This window comes from Ruegeria sp. AWH4_226, from assembly GCF_056159225.1.
This window is the reverse complement of record NZ_JBSWUU010000001.1, coordinates 1,274,603-1,290,338: the sequence shown is the minus strand read 5'-3', so window position 1 is coordinate 1,290,338 and position 15,736 is coordinate 1,274,603. Positions and strand designations below refer to the sequence as shown.

The window sequence follows — 15,736 nt, the reverse complement described above, 5'->3', positions numbered from 1 at the left end:
AAGATATGGGTGCGCCTGGCGGCAAGAGCAATCAAAAAGTTGTTGGTTGTTCGTGGGCACGTCATCTCAGGCCACGACCAGCCCTTGCTGAGTGGCCCTGTCACTCAACAATCGGATGCCGTCGATTAACGTGTCAGCTCTCGCATGCCTTTTTCGAGCCCGGCCAATGTCATAGGCACCATTCTGTCTTCGAAGATGTCCTGAATCATGCCGATGGAGTGGGTGTAATTCCAGTGCTTTTCCGGCACCGGATTGATCCATAGGTTTGACGGCCACTGCTCGCGTGCGCGCTGCAGCCAGACCTGACCTGATTCCTGGTTCCAATGCTCGTTCGCACCGCCAGGATAAGCGATTTCATAGGGGCTCATCGAGGCATCGCCAACAAAGATGCACTTATAATCCGAGCCATAGGTGCGCAGCACCTCATACGTCGGTGTTTGCTGATCCCAGCGACGGCGGTTGTCGCGCCAGACGCCTTCATACAGGCAGTTGTGGAAATAGTAGTATTCCAAATGCTTGAACTCGGTCCGGGCGGCCGAGAACAATTCCTCGACCACTTTGACATGCGGATCCATTGAACCGCCCACATCCAGGAACAGCAGAACCTTGACTGCGTTGTGGCGTTCGGGGCGGGTTTTGACATCCAGATAGCCATGTTCGGCGGTGGCGCGGATCGTGCCGTCAAGGTCAAGCTCTTCAGCCGCGCCTTCGCGCACCCAGCGGCGCAGGCGTTTCAGCGCGACCTTGATGTTGCGGGTGCCCAGCTCAACCGTGTCGTCGAGGTTCTTGAATTCCCGCTTGTCCCAGACTTTGACCGCACGCTTGTGGCGGCTTTCTTTCTGGCCGATGCGGACACCTTCGGGATTATACCCATATGCCCCGAACGGAGAGGTTCCGGCCGTCCCGATCCACTTGTTGCCGCCCTGATGACGGCCTTGCTGCTCGCTGAGCCGTTCGCGCAGCGTCTCCATCAGCTTTTCAAAACCGCCCAAGGCCTCGATTTCAGCCTTCTCTTCCTCGGACAAATGTTTCTCGGCCATCTTGGCCAGCCAGTCGGCAGGGATATCGACAGCCTCGAGCACCTGTTCGAAGCTGATCGCATCCAACCCTTCAAAACTGGCGGCAAAGGCACGATCGAACTTGTCGATGTTGCGTTCGTCTTTCACCATCGAGACGCGCGCGAGGTAGTAAAACGCCTCAACATCATAGGTCGCCAGACCCTTTTTCATGCCCTCCAGAAAGGTCAGGTATTCGCGCAATGAGACGGGAACGCCGGACTTCCTGAGGTTTTCGAAGAAGGGCAGAAACATCGGTCAGACCACAAATCGCACAAGGAGCAAAGACAAGACCAACCCCAGCAGAGCAAAGGCGATGCCATAGCCAGCGGCATATTGTGCGATGTCTGCACCGCTGCCCTTGCGTTTGCGTGCGGTCATCGCCCCAAGGATTGCCCCCAGTATCGCCATTCCCAGAACTACGACCATGCGCTATCCGCCCCTGCTGTTGGCGGGTCCTTCGGCAACGTTTTGCATCAACGACCGGACCACTGTTTCCGATCCGAACCCGTAGCGCGCCCACGCAAGACTGTCCAGCCTGACGGAACGTGCCTGAGCGGAACGCCCGGCCTGATTGAGCGCTTCGGATTTCAATAGCAACAACGTCGCCAGTTGCGAGGCGTTCTCGGCCCGTGTCATGACACTGATGGCTTTGTCCAGTTCTGGCAGAAACTCTGGTCCTTTGCCCCGTGCAAGGGCAAAAGCAGCAGTTTGGGTCGTAACATATGCCTGATGCACCTCGGTGCCGGGTGCCGCGCGCAGGTATTGCAGCGCAAGCTGATAGTTCTGCAAAGCCTTCTGCGGGTTGTCGAACTGCGCCATGCGTCCCATCACGTAATACGGATAGGCGCGGCGGTGGTCGGTCCAGCCTTGTTCCTGCCCGATCTGTGCGGCTCTTTGCGCGGCCCGCATGCGCCGTTGTGCGCTGACTTGCGGGCGCAGTGATTTCTGAATGGCATTGATCCATTCTCGGGGCGTGCCGGAAACCGGCTGAGCAGGCAGGGTGTTTCCGCGCGGGTTCAGACGGTTCAGCACGCCCGGCAGGACGGCTTCAACCTGTTCGCGCGTCATGCCGCTGCGCAACTCGGGCGCATAGGCGGTGCGCAGGATCAGCATGTCAAATCCCGTCAGAACGGTGTGGATGTTATCATCGTTGAACACCGAATCCGGCAGGTGATAGAGATCGTTCAACGGCCCCAGCGCCTGTGCGACCTCTTCATGCAAACAATCGCGTTTTTCCTGTGGACTGACGTCATAGGGGACAAAAATGCCCAGACGCTCGCGGCTGTTCAGGCGGCTCCAACTGCTTTTCTGTTTGCGGCGGTCGCGGCGATATTCTTCGAAACTCGAAGAATTGGGCACCACGAAACAGGCGGCCTGCGGCAGAATTTCTTGGATTTGATCCTGGCTCACGGCTTCGATCGTGATGTTGGCCGTACCGTCCGAGATTTGGCGGATGTCGATCCCGGCTTCGCGCCGCAACCGGTTCAGCAACAGGGTGAGGTCCCGCTGCATTGAGGGCGTGGGCAAGCCGGTAAGGCGCACCGTGACAGGCGTTTCAAACCGGGTGAACACGGGCAATTGCGCGCCACCTTCCAGCTCAAAATGCAACGACACGAAATCCGACGCGATATTCGCGTTTGACCGGGCCGGAGGCGTTGGGGACGCGCGCGTGAATGCCTTTGCCGGCGGCAACGTCTCTTCAATCGCCTTGACGCGGGTGGGAATTTCGACCGGTTCAACCGTTGCGCAGCCAGCCAGCACTGCTGCGGCAAGAAGAGCGGCCCAACGTATCATGAGCGCTGGTACCGGATGAACGACGTTTGCTTGCCGATGCGGTCATACAGCTTGCGGGCGGTGTGGTTGAATTCCTGCGTCAGCCAGTAAACCGATGGGGCGCGCTGACGGTCAGCTTCGTCATACACCGCCTGAACAAGGGCGCGCCCAACACCGATGCCGCGCGCCTGAGGGCGCGTGAAAAGGTCCTGAAGATAACAGACGTCTTCGATTTTCCAGGCGTGCCGATGAAACAGGTAATGCGTCAGACCCAGCAATTGACCGTCGTGCTCCGCAACGAAGCATGAAAAATCATGTGGGTCGTCCCCGAGAAGCCGCGCGAATGTGGTGGCATACACCTCGTCCGAGACGGTGGTCTCGTAGAAGTCAAGATAGTCGCGCCACATCTCGGACCACTCTGGTAGGTCTTCGGGCCGCAACGCGCGGATGGTCAAAGTGTCAGCCAATCACAGTGTCCCGTTCTGTCCCGATCCAACCTGGCCCGGTTCGTCCGGACCGCCACTTGCAATGCTGACAGCCAGGCCTGTCCAACGCAAGCAGCGATCTGAATATGGTCTGATGTTTAGCGTTTGCTGCGTGCCATAAAGGCAAGCCTTTCGAACAAGTGTACGTCTTGTTCATTCTTCAGCAACGCGCCGTGCAGCTTGGGAAGGGCATTGACACCATCGCGTTTCAGGTCCTCTGCGCTCAGGTCTTCTGCCAACAACAACTTCAACCAATCCAATACCTCAGAGGTAGACGGCTTTTTCTTCAGTCCTTGCGTGTCGCGAATTTCATAGAATTGGGTAAGGGCGGTGGTCAGCAACCCGTCTTTGATACCTGGATGGTGAACCTCGACGATCCGGCGCATTGTCGCCTCGTCCGGGAAGCGGATGTAATGAAAGAAACAGCGGCGCAGAAAGGCGTCTGGCAATTCCTTTTCGTTGTTCGAGGTGATGATGACGATAGGGCGGTGCTTGGCGCGGATCGTCTCACCCGTCTCATAGACGTGGAACTCCATTTTATCGAGCTCTTGTAAAAGGTCATTGGGAAACTCGATATCCGCCTTGTCGATCTCATCGATCAGAAGAACGACTTTTTCATCTGCCTCGAACGCCTGCCACAGTTTCCCCTTTCGGATATAGTTCGACACATCGTGCACACGTTCTTCGCCAAGCTGACTGTCGCGCAACCGGCTAACCGCATCGTACTCGTACAAACCCTGCTGCGCGCGGGTAGTCGATTTGACGTTCCACTCGATCATCTTCAGATTCAGCGCCCCAGCCACCTGCCTGGCCAACTCGGTCTTGCCGGTGCCGGGTTCACCTTTCACAAGCAACGGGCGCTCAAGCGTTACGGCTGCGTTCACTGCAATCGTAAGATCATCTGTGGCGACATATTCTGCTGTGCCTTGGAAACGTGCGGTCATGGGCCCCTCGTGTGGTTTGGCGCGAACTGTGCTGTTCGGGTTACAGAGGGGTGATGATTTTGACAAGCGGGCCGCGGCGTCCCGTGATATGAATTTCTAAGGGCACTCAGTCTTTTTTCCGATCACGGCATTCTGAAATGAATTGCCAGTCCTGAGTCGCCCAATTTTTGCCCGATATTTTCCACAGAAAAACAAGGTTTTGGTGTTCTGTGTCGTGAAGTTAATCAAGTCTGAGCTATAAAGTATCAAGTCGACGTTTGTGTAGTGACATTCTCACGCGCGTCGGATACATGCTCCGCAGAAGGGGGTGCCAAATGACAGGTGAAACATCAGCAACCGACGTCACTGGCTATACCGAGGGAGCAAAAATGAAGCAGGAAGTTTTTCTGCCGGAAGACTATCGCCCGGCCGAAGATGAACCTTTCATGAATGACCGTCAGCTTGAGTATTTCCGCCGCAAGCTGCTGGACTGGAAGAATGAACTTTTGGCTGGCAGCCGCGATACGATCGAAGGACTGCAGGACAACACACGGAACATTCCGGACGTTGCAGACCGAGCGAGCGAGGAAACAGACCGCGCGCTGGAACTGCGGACCAGAGACCGTCAGCGTAAACTGGTTGCCAAGATCGATTCGGCCCTGCGCCGTATCGATGAGGGTGAGTATGGCTATTGCGAGATGACCGGCGATCCGATTTCGCTGAAACGTCTCGACGCGCGCCCGATCGCAACCATGACGCTTGAGGCACAGGAACGGCATGAACGCCGCGAGAAGGTGCACCGCGACGATTGATCGCTGCAAAATACTGGAATTCATGAACGCCGGGGCCTGTTGCTCCGGCGTTTTTGCGTTAAGTCAACGGCATGAATATCGGCAGCCTAAAAGTTTACGTCATTGGTGGTGGAATAGGGGGGCTAGCGTCGGCTTTGGCTCTGCAGCAACGCGGGGCGCAGGTCACGGTGCTGGAACAAGCCCCAGCCTTGAGCGAGGTCGGGGCGGGGTTACAGATAAGCGCCAATGGTTTTGCGGTTCTTCGCGCGCTAGGCGTCGTGGAGGACGTGCCGGGGGATGCGCAGATCTCCCACGGGACGATCATACGGGATTATCGCGAGGGTCGCGTCATAAGCCGCATTCCTGCGCCCGCGGCTGGACCGACCTACTACTATCACCGTGCCGACCTTCTTGACCTGCTGCATCGGGCGGCAACGGGTGCAGGCGTTGAAATTCGCCTTGGTGCGCGTGTGGTGCAGGTTCACGAACATCCGGCCGAAGCCGAATTGGTGCTAGACACGGGCGAGTCTTTGCGCTGTGACTGCGCGATTGCGGCTGACGGGGGCCGCAGCGCGATACGCCCTATCCTGAACGGAGCGGAGACACCGCAGTTTACCAATCAAGTCGCATGGCGCGCGGTTATTCCTTGGGCGATCAGCGAACTGATGCCGTGCGCCTCGCTAACGATGGGGCCGGGACGTCACGTGGTGACCTATCCGCTGCGCGATCAACAGTTGATGAACGTGGTCGCGATCGAAGAACGTTCGGACTGGCAAGAGGAAGGCTGGCGTCTGCGGGGTGACCCCGACGAACTGCGCGCGCGTTTTGCAGATTTCGGAGGGAGCGTGCGAGATATCCTGTCGGATGTGACCGAGACACACCTCTGGGCTTTGTTCCTGCGTCCCGTAGCAGAAAACTGGCAGAACGGGCGGTTGGCCCTGCTTGGAGATGCTGCACATCCGACGCTGCCCTTCATGGCGCAAGGGGCCTGTCTGGCCCTCGAGGACGCCTGGGTGCTGGCGCAATCCTTTGAAGAGCAATCCGGAGTAGCACAGGCGTTGGCCGCGTATGAATCCCGCCGTCTTACAAGAACAAAAAAGGTGGTTGCCACCGCCGGGTCAAATGCGCGGAATTTTCACCTTCGCGGCCCAATGCGTCTGGCGGCACAATTGGCGTTGAAGGCCATCGGCCCCCGGCTTTCCAAGAGGTACGAGTGGATCTACGCCTACGATGCGACGGCCTGACACCTCAAACGTCAAGATCGACCCAGACCGGAACGTGATCAGACGGTTTATCGTGTCCGCGCACAGCGGCATCAATCTGGCAATCGCGCATCAGGTCAGCAGCCTGCGGTGTCAGCAAAAAGTGATCAATCCGGATGCCGTCATTCTTGTTCCAGGCACCTGCCTGATAATCCCAGAATGAATAGTGGCCGGGGCCCTGAACGCGGGCTCGGAATGCTTCGGTAAACCCAAGGTTCAGGATTTTACGAAAAGCCGCGCGGCTTTCAGGGCGAAACAAAGCATCCTCACGCCAAGCGTCTGGGCGGGCAGCGTCTTCAGCTTGTGGGATGATATTGTAATCACCTGCCATCAGCGCCGGTTCTTCGCTGGCCAAAAGATCACCGGCGCGGTGATAAAGCCGCTCCATCCATGACAGCTTATAGTCGTATTTCGGGCCCGGCACGGGGTTACCATTGGGTAGGTACAATCCGCAAATGCGCAAAGCCTTTTTGCCAATTACCGTGGCTTCGATCCAGCGTGCCTGCTCGTCTTCATCATCGCCGGGCAACCCACGCGTCACATCTTCAAGCGGCAGCTTTGAAAGGATCGCGACACCGTTAAAGCTTTTCTGACCGTGCGTTTCCACATTAAAGCCCCGTTCTTCGAACATCTCGCGAGGAAAGTTCTCATCAATCGATTTGATTTCCTGCAATAGAACGACATCTGGCTGCGCCTCGTCCAGCCACCGCGGCAAAGCTTCGGCCCGCGCTTTGATGCCGTTAATGTTGAACGTGGCGATTTTCATGCGCGATCCTCCGAAGCCTTATGGCAACCTATCGCGCAGAACCGGCCCAACGGCAAGTCGAAGAGCGGGTTTGCGAGGCTCCGCCTCGCGCTCCGGGATATTTTTAGCCAAATGAAGTAACGAACCCTTAACTGTTTTGAGCAACAAAAGTTCTGCGGTACAGGCGGGGACGCCGATGACCGCGCCAGGTGAAGCTCTCCGGCGGAAGGGTCGGAGAGCGGACCCTTGCTTCATCTGGCTGGAAATATCCTGGGGGTGTGGGGGCAAAGCCCCCGCTGGCGATTACATAGAAAAGGACGTACCGCAGCCACAGGAAGAGGTCGCGTTCGGATTTTCAATTACAAACCGCGCACCGATCAGTTCCTGAGTAAAGTCAATAACGGCATTTTCAAGAAATGGCAGTGAAACCGAGTCGACAATGACCTTTTGCCCTTTGCCTTCCAATACAAGGTCGTCCTCCTTCGGTGTGTCCAGCGCGATTTCGTACTGAAAACCGGAACATCCGCCGCCTTCAACAGCGACCCGCAGGGCCTGACCCTGATCAGCGGCGCCAATTTCGGCCAACCGGTCAAAAGCGCGTTCGGTGACTGTTGGGGGCAGATTCATGCCGGACTCCAAAGGTTTATTTCTCGACCACGCTACAATATATGAAACCTTAGGACAGGCGACAAGGACAAGACCTTTGGAAAGAGCGGGATTTGCCTCGGACCCGGGCCGCGCGAAGGGGCGGCTTGTGCCTGAGGAAGAAAGCAGTTTCCGATCATGTTTCCAGCGTGACAGGGATCGGATCATTCATGCCAGCGCGTTTCGGAGGCTCAAACACAAGACGCAGGTTTTTGTTGAGCATGAAGGGGACAGCTATCGAACCCGTCTGACTCATTCCATCGAGGTCGCCCAGGTCGCCCGCACGATTGCCGGTGCTTTAGGTCTGAACCCCGAACTAACCGAAGCTGTCGCATTGGCACATGATCTTGGACACACGCCATTCGGCCATACTGGAGAAGACGCGCTGCACGCGCTGATGGAGCCATATGGCGGATTTGACCACAACGCTCAGGCCATTCGTATCGTTACCAAGCTGGAACGCCACTACGCCGAATTCGATGGCTGTAACCTGACGTGGGAGTGCTTGGAGGGAATTGCCAAGCATAACGGCCCTGTAGTCGGTAGCTTGCCTTGGGCTTTGGCCGAATGTAACGGCAGCTTCGATTTGGAGCTGCACACGCACGCCAGTGCCGAGGCACAGGTGGCGGCGCTGTCTGATGACATTGCCTACAATAACCACGATCTGCTGGATGGTTTGCGGGCAAATCTGTTCACCGATGAAGAAATCCAAGAATTGCCCATCGTGGGCGATTGTTACGCCGCAGTAGACCGAAAATATCCTGGGCTAGACCCATACCGCCGCAGGCACGAGGCGTTGCGGCGTGTTTTTGGTGTCATGGTTTCAGACGTCATTGACACATCGCACGGCCTTATCGCCAAGTCAGGCGCACAACGTGTCGAGGATATTCGGAATCTGGGCTATCCCGTGGTTCAGTTCTCACTGGGCCTGTGGTCGCAGCTTAAAGAAATCAGGACGTTTTTGTTTTCGCGCATGTATCGCGCGCCCAGCGTGATGAAAGTCAGGGCCGACGTCAGTAAAGTTGTTGAGGAGCTCTTTCCAATCTACCTTGCTGACCCCAAGCAGATGCCTACACGGTGGCACGGTGATATCGAGGCTGCCCAAGATGAAACTGCGCTGGCCCGGATTGTGTCGGACTATATTGCAGGAATGACTGACCGCTTTGCCCTTCAGGACCACAAAAGACTGACGGGCCGATAGCTGTCCGGCGGCACCCTGACGAGCCTACACACGACCGGCCCCGCTGTTGATGTCTGTCCGGTCTGAAACTGACCGCTTCCATTGACCTTGCCGTGACGCGTGTTAAACCGCCCGACAAGCAAAAGGACATCCGAAATGAACCTGTTTTCCGAGATCCGCGGCCTTGTGCTGGACGCGCTGGCGCAGATGCAGTCCGAAGGTACGCTGCCCGAGGGGCTGAATTTTGACAACGTGGCGGTCGAACCTCCGCGCGATGCGGGGCATGGCGATATGGCCACAAACGCAGCAATGGTGCTTGCAAAACCCGCCAAGATGAAACCGCGCGATATTGCCGACGTTCTGGCGGGAAAGCTGGCAGCGGATGCACGCATCACCAGTGCCGAGGTGGCCGGGCCGGGGTTCTTGAACCTGCGACTTGCACCGACGGTTTGGCAGGGCGTTCTGGCGGCAGTGTTGGAAAAGGGCGCCGACTATGGGCGCTCGACCATGGGCCACGGGCAGAAAGTCAACGTGGAATATGTCTCGGCCAACCCAACCGGCCCGCTGCATGTGGGTCACACGCGGGGGGCAGTGTTCGGCGATGCGCTGGCGAGTTTGCTGGCGTATTCCGGCCATGACGTGACGCGTGAATACTACATTAATGATGGCGGCGCGCAGGTGGATGTGCTGGCGCGCTCGGCTTACGAGCGGTATCGCGAAGCCAACGGGTTGAGCCCCGAGATTGCCGAAGGGCTCTATCCCGGCGACTACCTGATCCCGATCGGTGAGGCGCTGAAAGAGAAATACGGCGACAGCCTGATCGACAAACCGGAAAGCGTGTGGCTTGAAGAGTTGCGCAGCTTTGCCACCGACGCGATGATGGATCTGATCCGCGACGACCTGAAGGCGCTGGGCGTTGAGATGGATGTGTTCTTCTCAGAGAAATCGCTCTACGGCACCGGTAAGATCGAGGCCGCGTTGAAATCGTTGAGCGACAAAGGCCTGATCTACGAAGGCGTTTTGGAGCCGCCCAAGGGTAAAAAACCCGAAGACTGGGAACCGCGCGAGCAGACACTGTTCAAATCCACCGAACACGGCGACGACGTGGATCGCCCGGTCAAGAAATCGGATGGCAGCTGGACTTATTTTGCGCCAGATATCGCGTACCACTACGACAAGGTGAGCCGTGGCTTCGACGCGCTGATCGACGTTTTCGGTGCGGACCATGGCGGCTATGTCAAACGGATGAAGGCAGCGGTGTCGGCGTTGTCGGACGGCAAGGTGCCGCTGGATATCAAGCTGACCCAATTGGTAAAGCTGTGGAAGAATGGCGAGCCGTTCAAGATGTCCAAGCGGGCAGGGAACTTTGTTACCCTGCGCGACGTGGTGGATCACGTCGGCCCGGACGTGACCCGGTTCGTAATGTTGACCCGCAAGAACGACGCGTCACTTGACTTCGATTTTGACAAGGTGCTTGAGCAGAGCCGTGAAAATCCCGTGTTTTATGTTCAATATGCGCATGCCCGCGTCATGAGCGTGCTGCGCCGTGCCGCCGAAGCAGGTATCGCTGCCGATGACACCGCCCTAGCCAGCGCGGACCTGAGCAAGAATGACCACGCCTCTGAACTGACGGTTGCCAAGAAGCTGGCGGAATGGCCACGTCTGGTCGAAATCGCGGCGCGCACCAACGAGCCGCATCGCGTTGCCTTTTACCTGTACGAGCTCGCAGGTGATTTCCACGCGCTGTGGAACAAGGGGAACGACGAAACTCAACTGCGCTTCATTCAAGATGGCGATGTTGCCACAAGCCAGTCGAAAATCGCATTGGCCCGGGCTGTTTCTGTTGTGATTTCAGCAGGCTTGAGTATTCTTGGTGTTACTCCGGCGCAGGAGATGCGGTAACAAACTCCGCCCGACGCGCCGGTTTGAGGTAGGCAAGAAATGACCCGCGCGCCTTATTTTCCGGCGCGAAACGGGCGGTGAGGCGGACATGGCACGTTACGATTACGCGGGGCAGGCGCGCCCCGAGCATATGCATTATACGAATCAACCGTATCCGCAGGATGGGTATGAGTATCCCGAGGATTTGCCGGACTATGATGAGGCACCGCGTGTTGCGGGGCTGGGTCGTATCCTAAACGCTGTGGGAGCGGCCGCATCGCTGGCACTGGTCGCAGGGATTGGTGTCTGGGGCTACAAGCTTGTCATGCGGGACGTCAGCGGCGTGCCGGTGGTGCGGGCCATTGAAGGACCGATGCGAATTCAGCCTGAAAACCCGGGCGGAACGCCTGCGGATCACCAAGGGCTTGCTGTGAATACTGTGGCTGCAGTCGGGACTGCAGCGCCTCCGGCGGACAGGTTGATCCTTGCGCCCCGCCCGGTTTCTTTGGCGGATGAGGATATTCCGGTTGAACCCTTGAGTGCCACTCCTGCCGTGCATGTCGTGCAGGAAGAGATTTCCGATCAGGAAGCCGCCCGGTTGCGTCAGGGCAACGTGGACGCTCTGGTCGCTGAACTGGCAGGCGAGGCGGCAAAAATCGACAACACGACCGAAGATGGAGTGCAGCTTGCAGCACTGGTAACGCCCGAAGAAGAGCCCGCAATTGACCCCGCCGATCTGGCGGCGCTTCTGCCCGATCCGGAACTGGCAGCCCTGCCGGGTGTTCGCCGTTCGCTGCGGCCCATTACCCGCCCGGCGCGTTCCAGACCGAGTGGGTTTTCAACCAGCAAAAGCACTGAGGATGCGATCAACGCTGCCGTAAAGGCGGCGGTGGGTCTGGATGTGGACCCAAACAAGCTGACCAAGGGCACAAGAATGGCCCAGCTTGGGGCGTATGAAAGCCCGGATGTGGCATCGGCAGAATGGAACCGTTTGAATGGTCGATTTGGTGAATATATGTTTGGAAAGCAGAGGGTTATCCAGAAGACTTCACGTGGTGGACGGACATTTTACCGTCTGCGCGTTGTCGGATTTGACGACCTGAGCGACTCGCGCCAGTTCTGTGCGGCGCTAGAGGCGCAGGGCGCAGATTGTATTCCGGTCGCCGCTCGGTGACGTTCGGCGCGGCGATCAGCGATGCGGAAGGTTTACGCCTGACGCCCGAAGAAAAAAGCCTGTTTCGCGAAATGAACCCGTTCGGGTTCATTCTGTTCGCCCGAAACATTGAGACCGCCGATCAGGTACGTGCCCTCTGCGATGACTTTCGCAACGCTGTTGACCGCAACTGCCCTATCACGATCGATCAGGAGGGCGGCCGGGTTCAACGCTTGCGCGCACCGTTGGCACGGGATTGGATGCCACCGCTTGATCACGTCCACCGTGCCGGGGATCATGCCGAACGGGCCATTTATCTACGCTATCGTCTGATCGCTCATGAACTATTTGCGCTTGGCATCGACAGCAACTGCGCGCCGATGGTCGATCTGGCGCGCCAGGACACCCACGCGTTTTTGAAAAACCGATGCTATGGCTCTGATCCGAAAGTGGTTTCCCAGATCGGAAAGGCTGTCGCACAGGGGCATTTGGACGGGGGTGTCTTGCCAGTACTCAAACATATGCCTGGGCATGGCTTGTCGACCTTGGACAGCCACCACGATCTGCCGCATGTGAGCCTGACGAAAGATGCGCTGGAACAGATGGATTTTGCGCCGTTCCGCGCCCTCAACACCTTGCCGATGGGGATGACCGCGCATTTGGTATTTGACGCCATCGACCCGCAACCAGCCACGATTTCACCCACCATGATCAGCTTGATCCGCAACACAATCGGCTTTGACGGGTTGATCATGACGGACGATATCTCGATGAAAGCCCTCAGCGGCGCGCCCGAGGATATTGCGCACAAGGCGCTGAGTGCCGGGTGCGACGTTGTATTGCATTGCAACGGGTCGTTCGCCGCCCGCGAAAAGGTTCTGATTGCGGCCGGAGAAATGACTGCACAGGCACAGAAACGCGCAGAAAGGGCGCTGGCTATGCGTCAAAAGCCTGCGGAACTTGACATCCAAGCTGCCGAAGCGGAACTATCTGCCCTAATGGGCGGGCAGGTGTATGAACGATAACCTTTTCAGCGAAGACCCGGTCTCGGTCGCGGATCGCCTTGCGGCCGAAGCGCTGATTGTTGATGTCGACGGGTTTGAAGGCCCGTTGGACGTATTACTGACCCTGTCCCGTACGCAAAAAGTCGACCTGCGGAAAATCTCGGTCCTAGCACTGGCGCATCAATATCTTGCCTTTGTGGAGAAGGCGCGTGCGCTGCGCATCGAACTGGCCGCAGATTATCTGGTGATGGCGGCTTGGCTGGCTTTCCTGAAGTCTCGCCTGCTCTTGCCCCCTGATCCTGATGACGAGGGGCCATCTGGTGAAGAGCTGGCCGCGCATCTGGCGTTTCAGCTTGAACGCCTTCAGGCCATGCGCGACGCCGCCGCACGTCTGATGGCGCGGGACCAACTGGGGCGCGATTTCTTCAAACGCGGGCAGGGTGAGGATGTCACTCGCATCCGCACGGTGACATACTCGGCCACTTTGCTGGACCTCATGCAGGGGTATGCGCGTATTCGAACGCGGGACGAATTCCGCCCCTTTGTTATGGATCGCGATGCGGTGTTTACCATGGAGCAGGCGCTGGAACGGATGCGACCCCTGATCGGATTTGCTGGGACTTGGACGGATATGGAAACCTATCTGCCCCAAGGCTGGGATGCTGATCCAGTGCGTCGCAGGTCGGCCACCGCGGCGACGTTCGCGGCCTCGCTGGAACTGGTGAAAGAAGGACATATGGAGATCAAGCAGGCCGAAACCTTTGCCCCGATCCAACTGCGCAAGAGGACTGACACCCGTGATTGACGCCCCCGAAGACGAAGGCACCGGCACCCTGTTCGAAGCGCCCCCAATGGCAGAGCAGGAACGCATGGTCGAGGCGGTGTTGTTCGCCAGCGCCGAGCCGGTGACAATCGCCGATCTTGAGGCTCGTATGCCGCATGGTAGCGACGCAGCGCAAGCCGTTGAAATGCTTCAGAAACGTTATGAGGGTCGCGGTGTTCAGGTTACCCGTGTTGGCGAGGCCTGGGCCATTCGAACGGCCCCGGACCTAGGATTTCTGATGCAAAAGGAAACGGTTGAGACTCGCAAGTTGAGCCGTGCCGCGATCGAGACGCTGGCAATCGTGGCGTACCACCAACCCTGCACACGGGCTGAGATCGAGGAGATACGCGGCGTTTCGGTTTCGCGCGGGACCATCGATCAGCTGCTAGAGATGGAGTGGATCAGGCTGGGTCGCCGCCGCATGACCCCGGGCCGCCCGGTGACGTTTGTGGTGACGCCGCAGTTCCTCGACCATTTCGGACTTGAAAACGCGCGCGACCTGCCTGGGCTCAAAGAACTGCGTGCCGCGGGGTTGCTGGAAAACCGTCCACCGCCCGGCACTATTCCCTTAGGCGAGGGACAGGAAAACGAAGAAGACGAAGATCAGACGGAGCTGTTCGAGGAAGAGTGATCAGCGGGGCCTTTTGTTGCCACACTGATCGCTTATGTTAGGGCTCAGGAAATGGAGTTGAACTATGAACGCCAATCGGATCATTGACATGATCGTCCGTCAGGTCATGCGCCGCCTCATCAACAAAGGCGTCGACAAAGGCTTTGATGTGGCAAGCCGAATGGGTGGCAGATCGGATCAAGGCACCGATGCACCCAAACGCGGCAACACCGCAGGGCCACGCCCGTCACGACAACTGGGTCAGGCACAGAAAGTAACGCGTCAGATGCGTCGGTTCATGAAATTCTGATCAGTCAACTTTGAAGTGTTTGGAAAGCTTCAACCCTTGACCCTGATAGTTTGACGCGATGCCCGAGCCATAAAGTTGCGTGGGCATTTCGGCCATTTTTTCGTAGACCAGCCGACCAACGACCTGACCGTGTTCCAGAACAAACGGTGCTTCGTGGCAGCGTACTTCCAGAACACCGCGTGATCCCGCACCACCTGCTGCGGCGTGGCCAAAGCCGGGGTCGAAGAACCCGGCATAATGCACCCGAAACTCACCAACCATGGCAAGATAGGGGGCCATCTCTGCGGCATACATGGGCGGGATGTGCACCGCCTCACGACTGACCAAGATATAGAATGCGCCGGGGTCCAGAATGATGCGGCCATCCGTTGTGCGCACCTCTTCCCAGTACTCTTGCGGGTCATATTCGCCGATCCGGTCCAGGTCGATCACGCCTGTATGTGGCTTGGCACGATAGCCGACAAGATCGGTGTCGGGCAGTCGCAGGTCGACGGAAAAGCCCAGCCCGTCCTGAATCACCGCCGGCCCGTCGACTAATGGCGAGTCACGGTGCAACGCGGTCAGTTCCGCGTCGCTCAGCACGGCCTGACCGTGGCGGAACCGAATCTGATTCAGCCGCATCCCCGGCCGGACCAGCACCGAGAAGGAACGGGGGCAGATCTCGGCGTACAAAGGACCAGCATAGCCCGCAGGCACGCGGTCGAACTCGGTACCTCCATCGGTGATGGTGCGGGTTAGCAGATCGAGACGCCCGGTCGAGCTTTTGGCGTTAGCGACCGCGGTTATACTTTTGGGCAGGTCAAGAGCCTCCATCAGCGGCACCAGATAGACACAGCCTTTTTCAAGAACCGCGCCATCCGAAATGTCGATACGGTGCATTTCGAATTCGGCAAGACGGTCGGCGACTGATCGGCCTTCGCCTGCCAGAAACGACGCGCGAACCCGGTAAGCGACTGTTCCCAAACGTAAATCAAGGCTCGCGGGTTGAATTTGTGCAGGGATCACCTCGGGGTTGGCGGTGATCTCACCACGCGCGATCATCGTTTCGATCTGCTGGTTCGGGCATACGCCTGTCATTCCGATCCCCCCTGAT

At 57.9% G+C, this 15,736-nt stretch carries 17 protein-coding genes; 9 read left to right on the top strand and 8 right to left on the bottom strand.

Annotation, left to right across the window (positions count from 1 at the left end):
• Window positions 1-125: 125 nt before the first annotated feature.
• From ACXAET_RS06270 to ACXAET_RS06250, 5 genes are all read right to left on the bottom strand, one after another.
• Window positions 126-1,310 (bottom strand): vWA domain-containing protein, encoded by a 1,185-nt coding sequence (locus ACXAET_RS06270; protein ID WP_475182710.1) that lies wholly within the window; start codon window positions 1,308-1,310, stop codon window positions 126-128.
• Window positions 1,311-1,313: 3 nt separating this feature from the next.
• The gene (locus ACXAET_RS06265; protein ID WP_224889224.1) at window positions 1,314-1,484 is read right to left on the bottom strand and encodes a hypothetical protein; all 171 of its coding nucleotides are present in this window, start codon (window positions 1,482-1,484) and stop codon (window positions 1,314-1,316) included.
• 3 nt (window positions 1,485-1,487) lie between these two features.
• The gene (locus ACXAET_RS06260; RefSeq protein ID WP_475182704.1) at window positions 1,488-2,852 is read right to left on the bottom strand and encodes a DUF2927 domain-containing protein; all 1,365 of its coding nucleotides are present in this window, start codon (window positions 2,850-2,852) and stop codon (window positions 1,488-1,490) included.
• A complete protein-coding gene (locus ACXAET_RS06255; protein WP_475187135.1) occupies window positions 2,849-3,238 on the bottom strand; it encodes a GNAT family N-acetyltransferase in 390 nt (129 codons plus the stop codon). The genes ACXAET_RS06260 and ACXAET_RS06255 overlap by 4 nt, the downstream gene beginning before the upstream one ends.
• 176 nt (window positions 3,239-3,414) lie before the next feature.
• Window positions 3,415-4,260 carry an AAA family ATPase gene (locus ACXAET_RS06250; protein WP_475182700.1) on the bottom strand — a complete coding sequence of 282 codons (846 nt, stop codon included), beginning with the start codon at window positions 4,258-4,260 and terminating at the stop codon, window positions 3,415-3,417.
• Window positions 4,261-4,628: 368 nt separating this feature from the next.
• Here ACXAET_RS06250 and dksA point away from each other — a divergent pair, with 368 nt between their 5' ends.
• The gene (dksA, locus tag ACXAET_RS06245; RefSeq protein WP_039531267.1) at window positions 4,629-5,051 is read left to right on the top strand and encodes an RNA polymerase-binding protein DksA; all 423 of its coding nucleotides are present in this window, start codon (window positions 4,629-4,631) and stop codon (window positions 5,049-5,051) included.
• Between the two features lie 71 nt (window positions 5,052-5,122).
• Entirely contained in the window at window positions 5,123-6,274 is a 1,152-nt protein-coding gene (locus ACXAET_RS06240) for an FAD-dependent oxidoreductase (protein WP_475182697.1), read from the top strand.
• Window positions 6,275-6,278: 4 nt separating this feature from the next.
• Here ACXAET_RS06240 and xth read toward each other — a convergent pair whose 3' ends face one another.
• Together xth and ACXAET_RS06230 are read right to left on the bottom strand one after the other, a co-directional pair.
• Window positions 6,279-7,058, bottom strand: coding sequence for an exodeoxyribonuclease III (gene xth, locus ACXAET_RS06235; RefSeq protein WP_475182693.1), 780 nt, complete (start codon window positions 7,056-7,058; stop codon window positions 6,279-6,281).
• Window positions 7,059-7,340: 282 nt separating this feature from the next.
• A complete protein-coding gene (locus tag ACXAET_RS06230) occupies window positions 7,341-7,664 on the bottom strand; it encodes a HesB/IscA family protein (protein ID WP_068331783.1) in 324 nt (107 codons plus the stop codon).
• A gap of 76 nt (window positions 7,665-7,740) precedes the next feature.
• On the opposite strand from ACXAET_RS06230, the gene ACXAET_RS06225 reads away from it, so the two are divergent.
• The 7 genes from ACXAET_RS06225 (at window position 7,741) to ACXAET_RS06195 (ending at window position 14,643) form a co-directional block, all read left to right on the top strand.
• Complete coding sequence (locus ACXAET_RS06225) at window positions 7,741-8,883, top strand: deoxyguanosinetriphosphate triphosphohydrolase (RefSeq protein ID WP_475182689.1); 1,143 nt, start codon at window positions 7,741-7,743, stop codon at window positions 8,881-8,883.
• A gap of 135 nt (window positions 8,884-9,018) precedes the next feature.
• On the top strand, window positions 9,019-10,764 hold the full coding sequence (gene argS, locus ACXAET_RS06220; protein WP_475182682.1) for an arginine--tRNA ligase: 1,746 nt from the start codon (window positions 9,019-9,021) through the stop codon (window positions 10,762-10,764).
• Window positions 10,765-10,852: 88 nt separating this feature from the next.
• Entirely contained in the window at window positions 10,853-11,917 is a 1,065-nt protein-coding gene (locus tag ACXAET_RS06215) for an SPOR domain-containing protein (protein ID WP_475182679.1), read from the top strand.
• Window positions 11,914-12,921: a beta-N-acetylhexosaminidase gene (nagZ, locus tag ACXAET_RS06210; RefSeq protein WP_475187133.1), complete on the top strand. Its 1,008-nt coding sequence runs from the start codon at window positions 11,914-11,916 to the stop codon at window positions 12,919-12,921. The genes ACXAET_RS06215 and nagZ overlap by 4 nt, the downstream gene beginning before the upstream one ends.
• A complete protein-coding gene (locus ACXAET_RS06205; RefSeq protein ID WP_475182675.1) occupies window positions 12,911-13,705 on the top strand; it encodes a segregation and condensation protein A in 795 nt (264 codons plus the stop codon). Before nagZ ends, ACXAET_RS06205 begins: the two co-directional genes overlap by 11 nt.
• Window positions 13,698-14,354, top strand: coding sequence for an SMC-Scp complex subunit ScpB (gene scpB, locus ACXAET_RS06200; protein ID WP_475182673.1), 657 nt, complete (start codon window positions 13,698-13,700; stop codon window positions 14,352-14,354). Before ACXAET_RS06205 ends, scpB begins: the two co-directional genes overlap by 8 nt.
• Before the next feature lie 64 nt (window positions 14,355-14,418).
• Window positions 14,419-14,643 carry a hypothetical protein gene (locus tag ACXAET_RS06195; RefSeq protein ID WP_475182669.1) on the top strand — a complete coding sequence of 75 codons (225 nt, stop codon included), beginning with the start codon at window positions 14,419-14,421 and terminating at the stop codon, window positions 14,641-14,643.
• Here ACXAET_RS06195 and ACXAET_RS06190 read toward each other — a convergent pair whose 3' ends face one another.
• The gene (locus ACXAET_RS06190) at window positions 14,644-15,720 is read right to left on the bottom strand and encodes a 2'-deoxycytidine 5'-triphosphate deaminase (protein WP_475182665.1); all 1,077 of its coding nucleotides are present in this window, start codon (window positions 15,718-15,720) and stop codon (window positions 14,644-14,646) included.
• Window positions 15,721-15,736 lie beyond the last annotated feature (16 nt).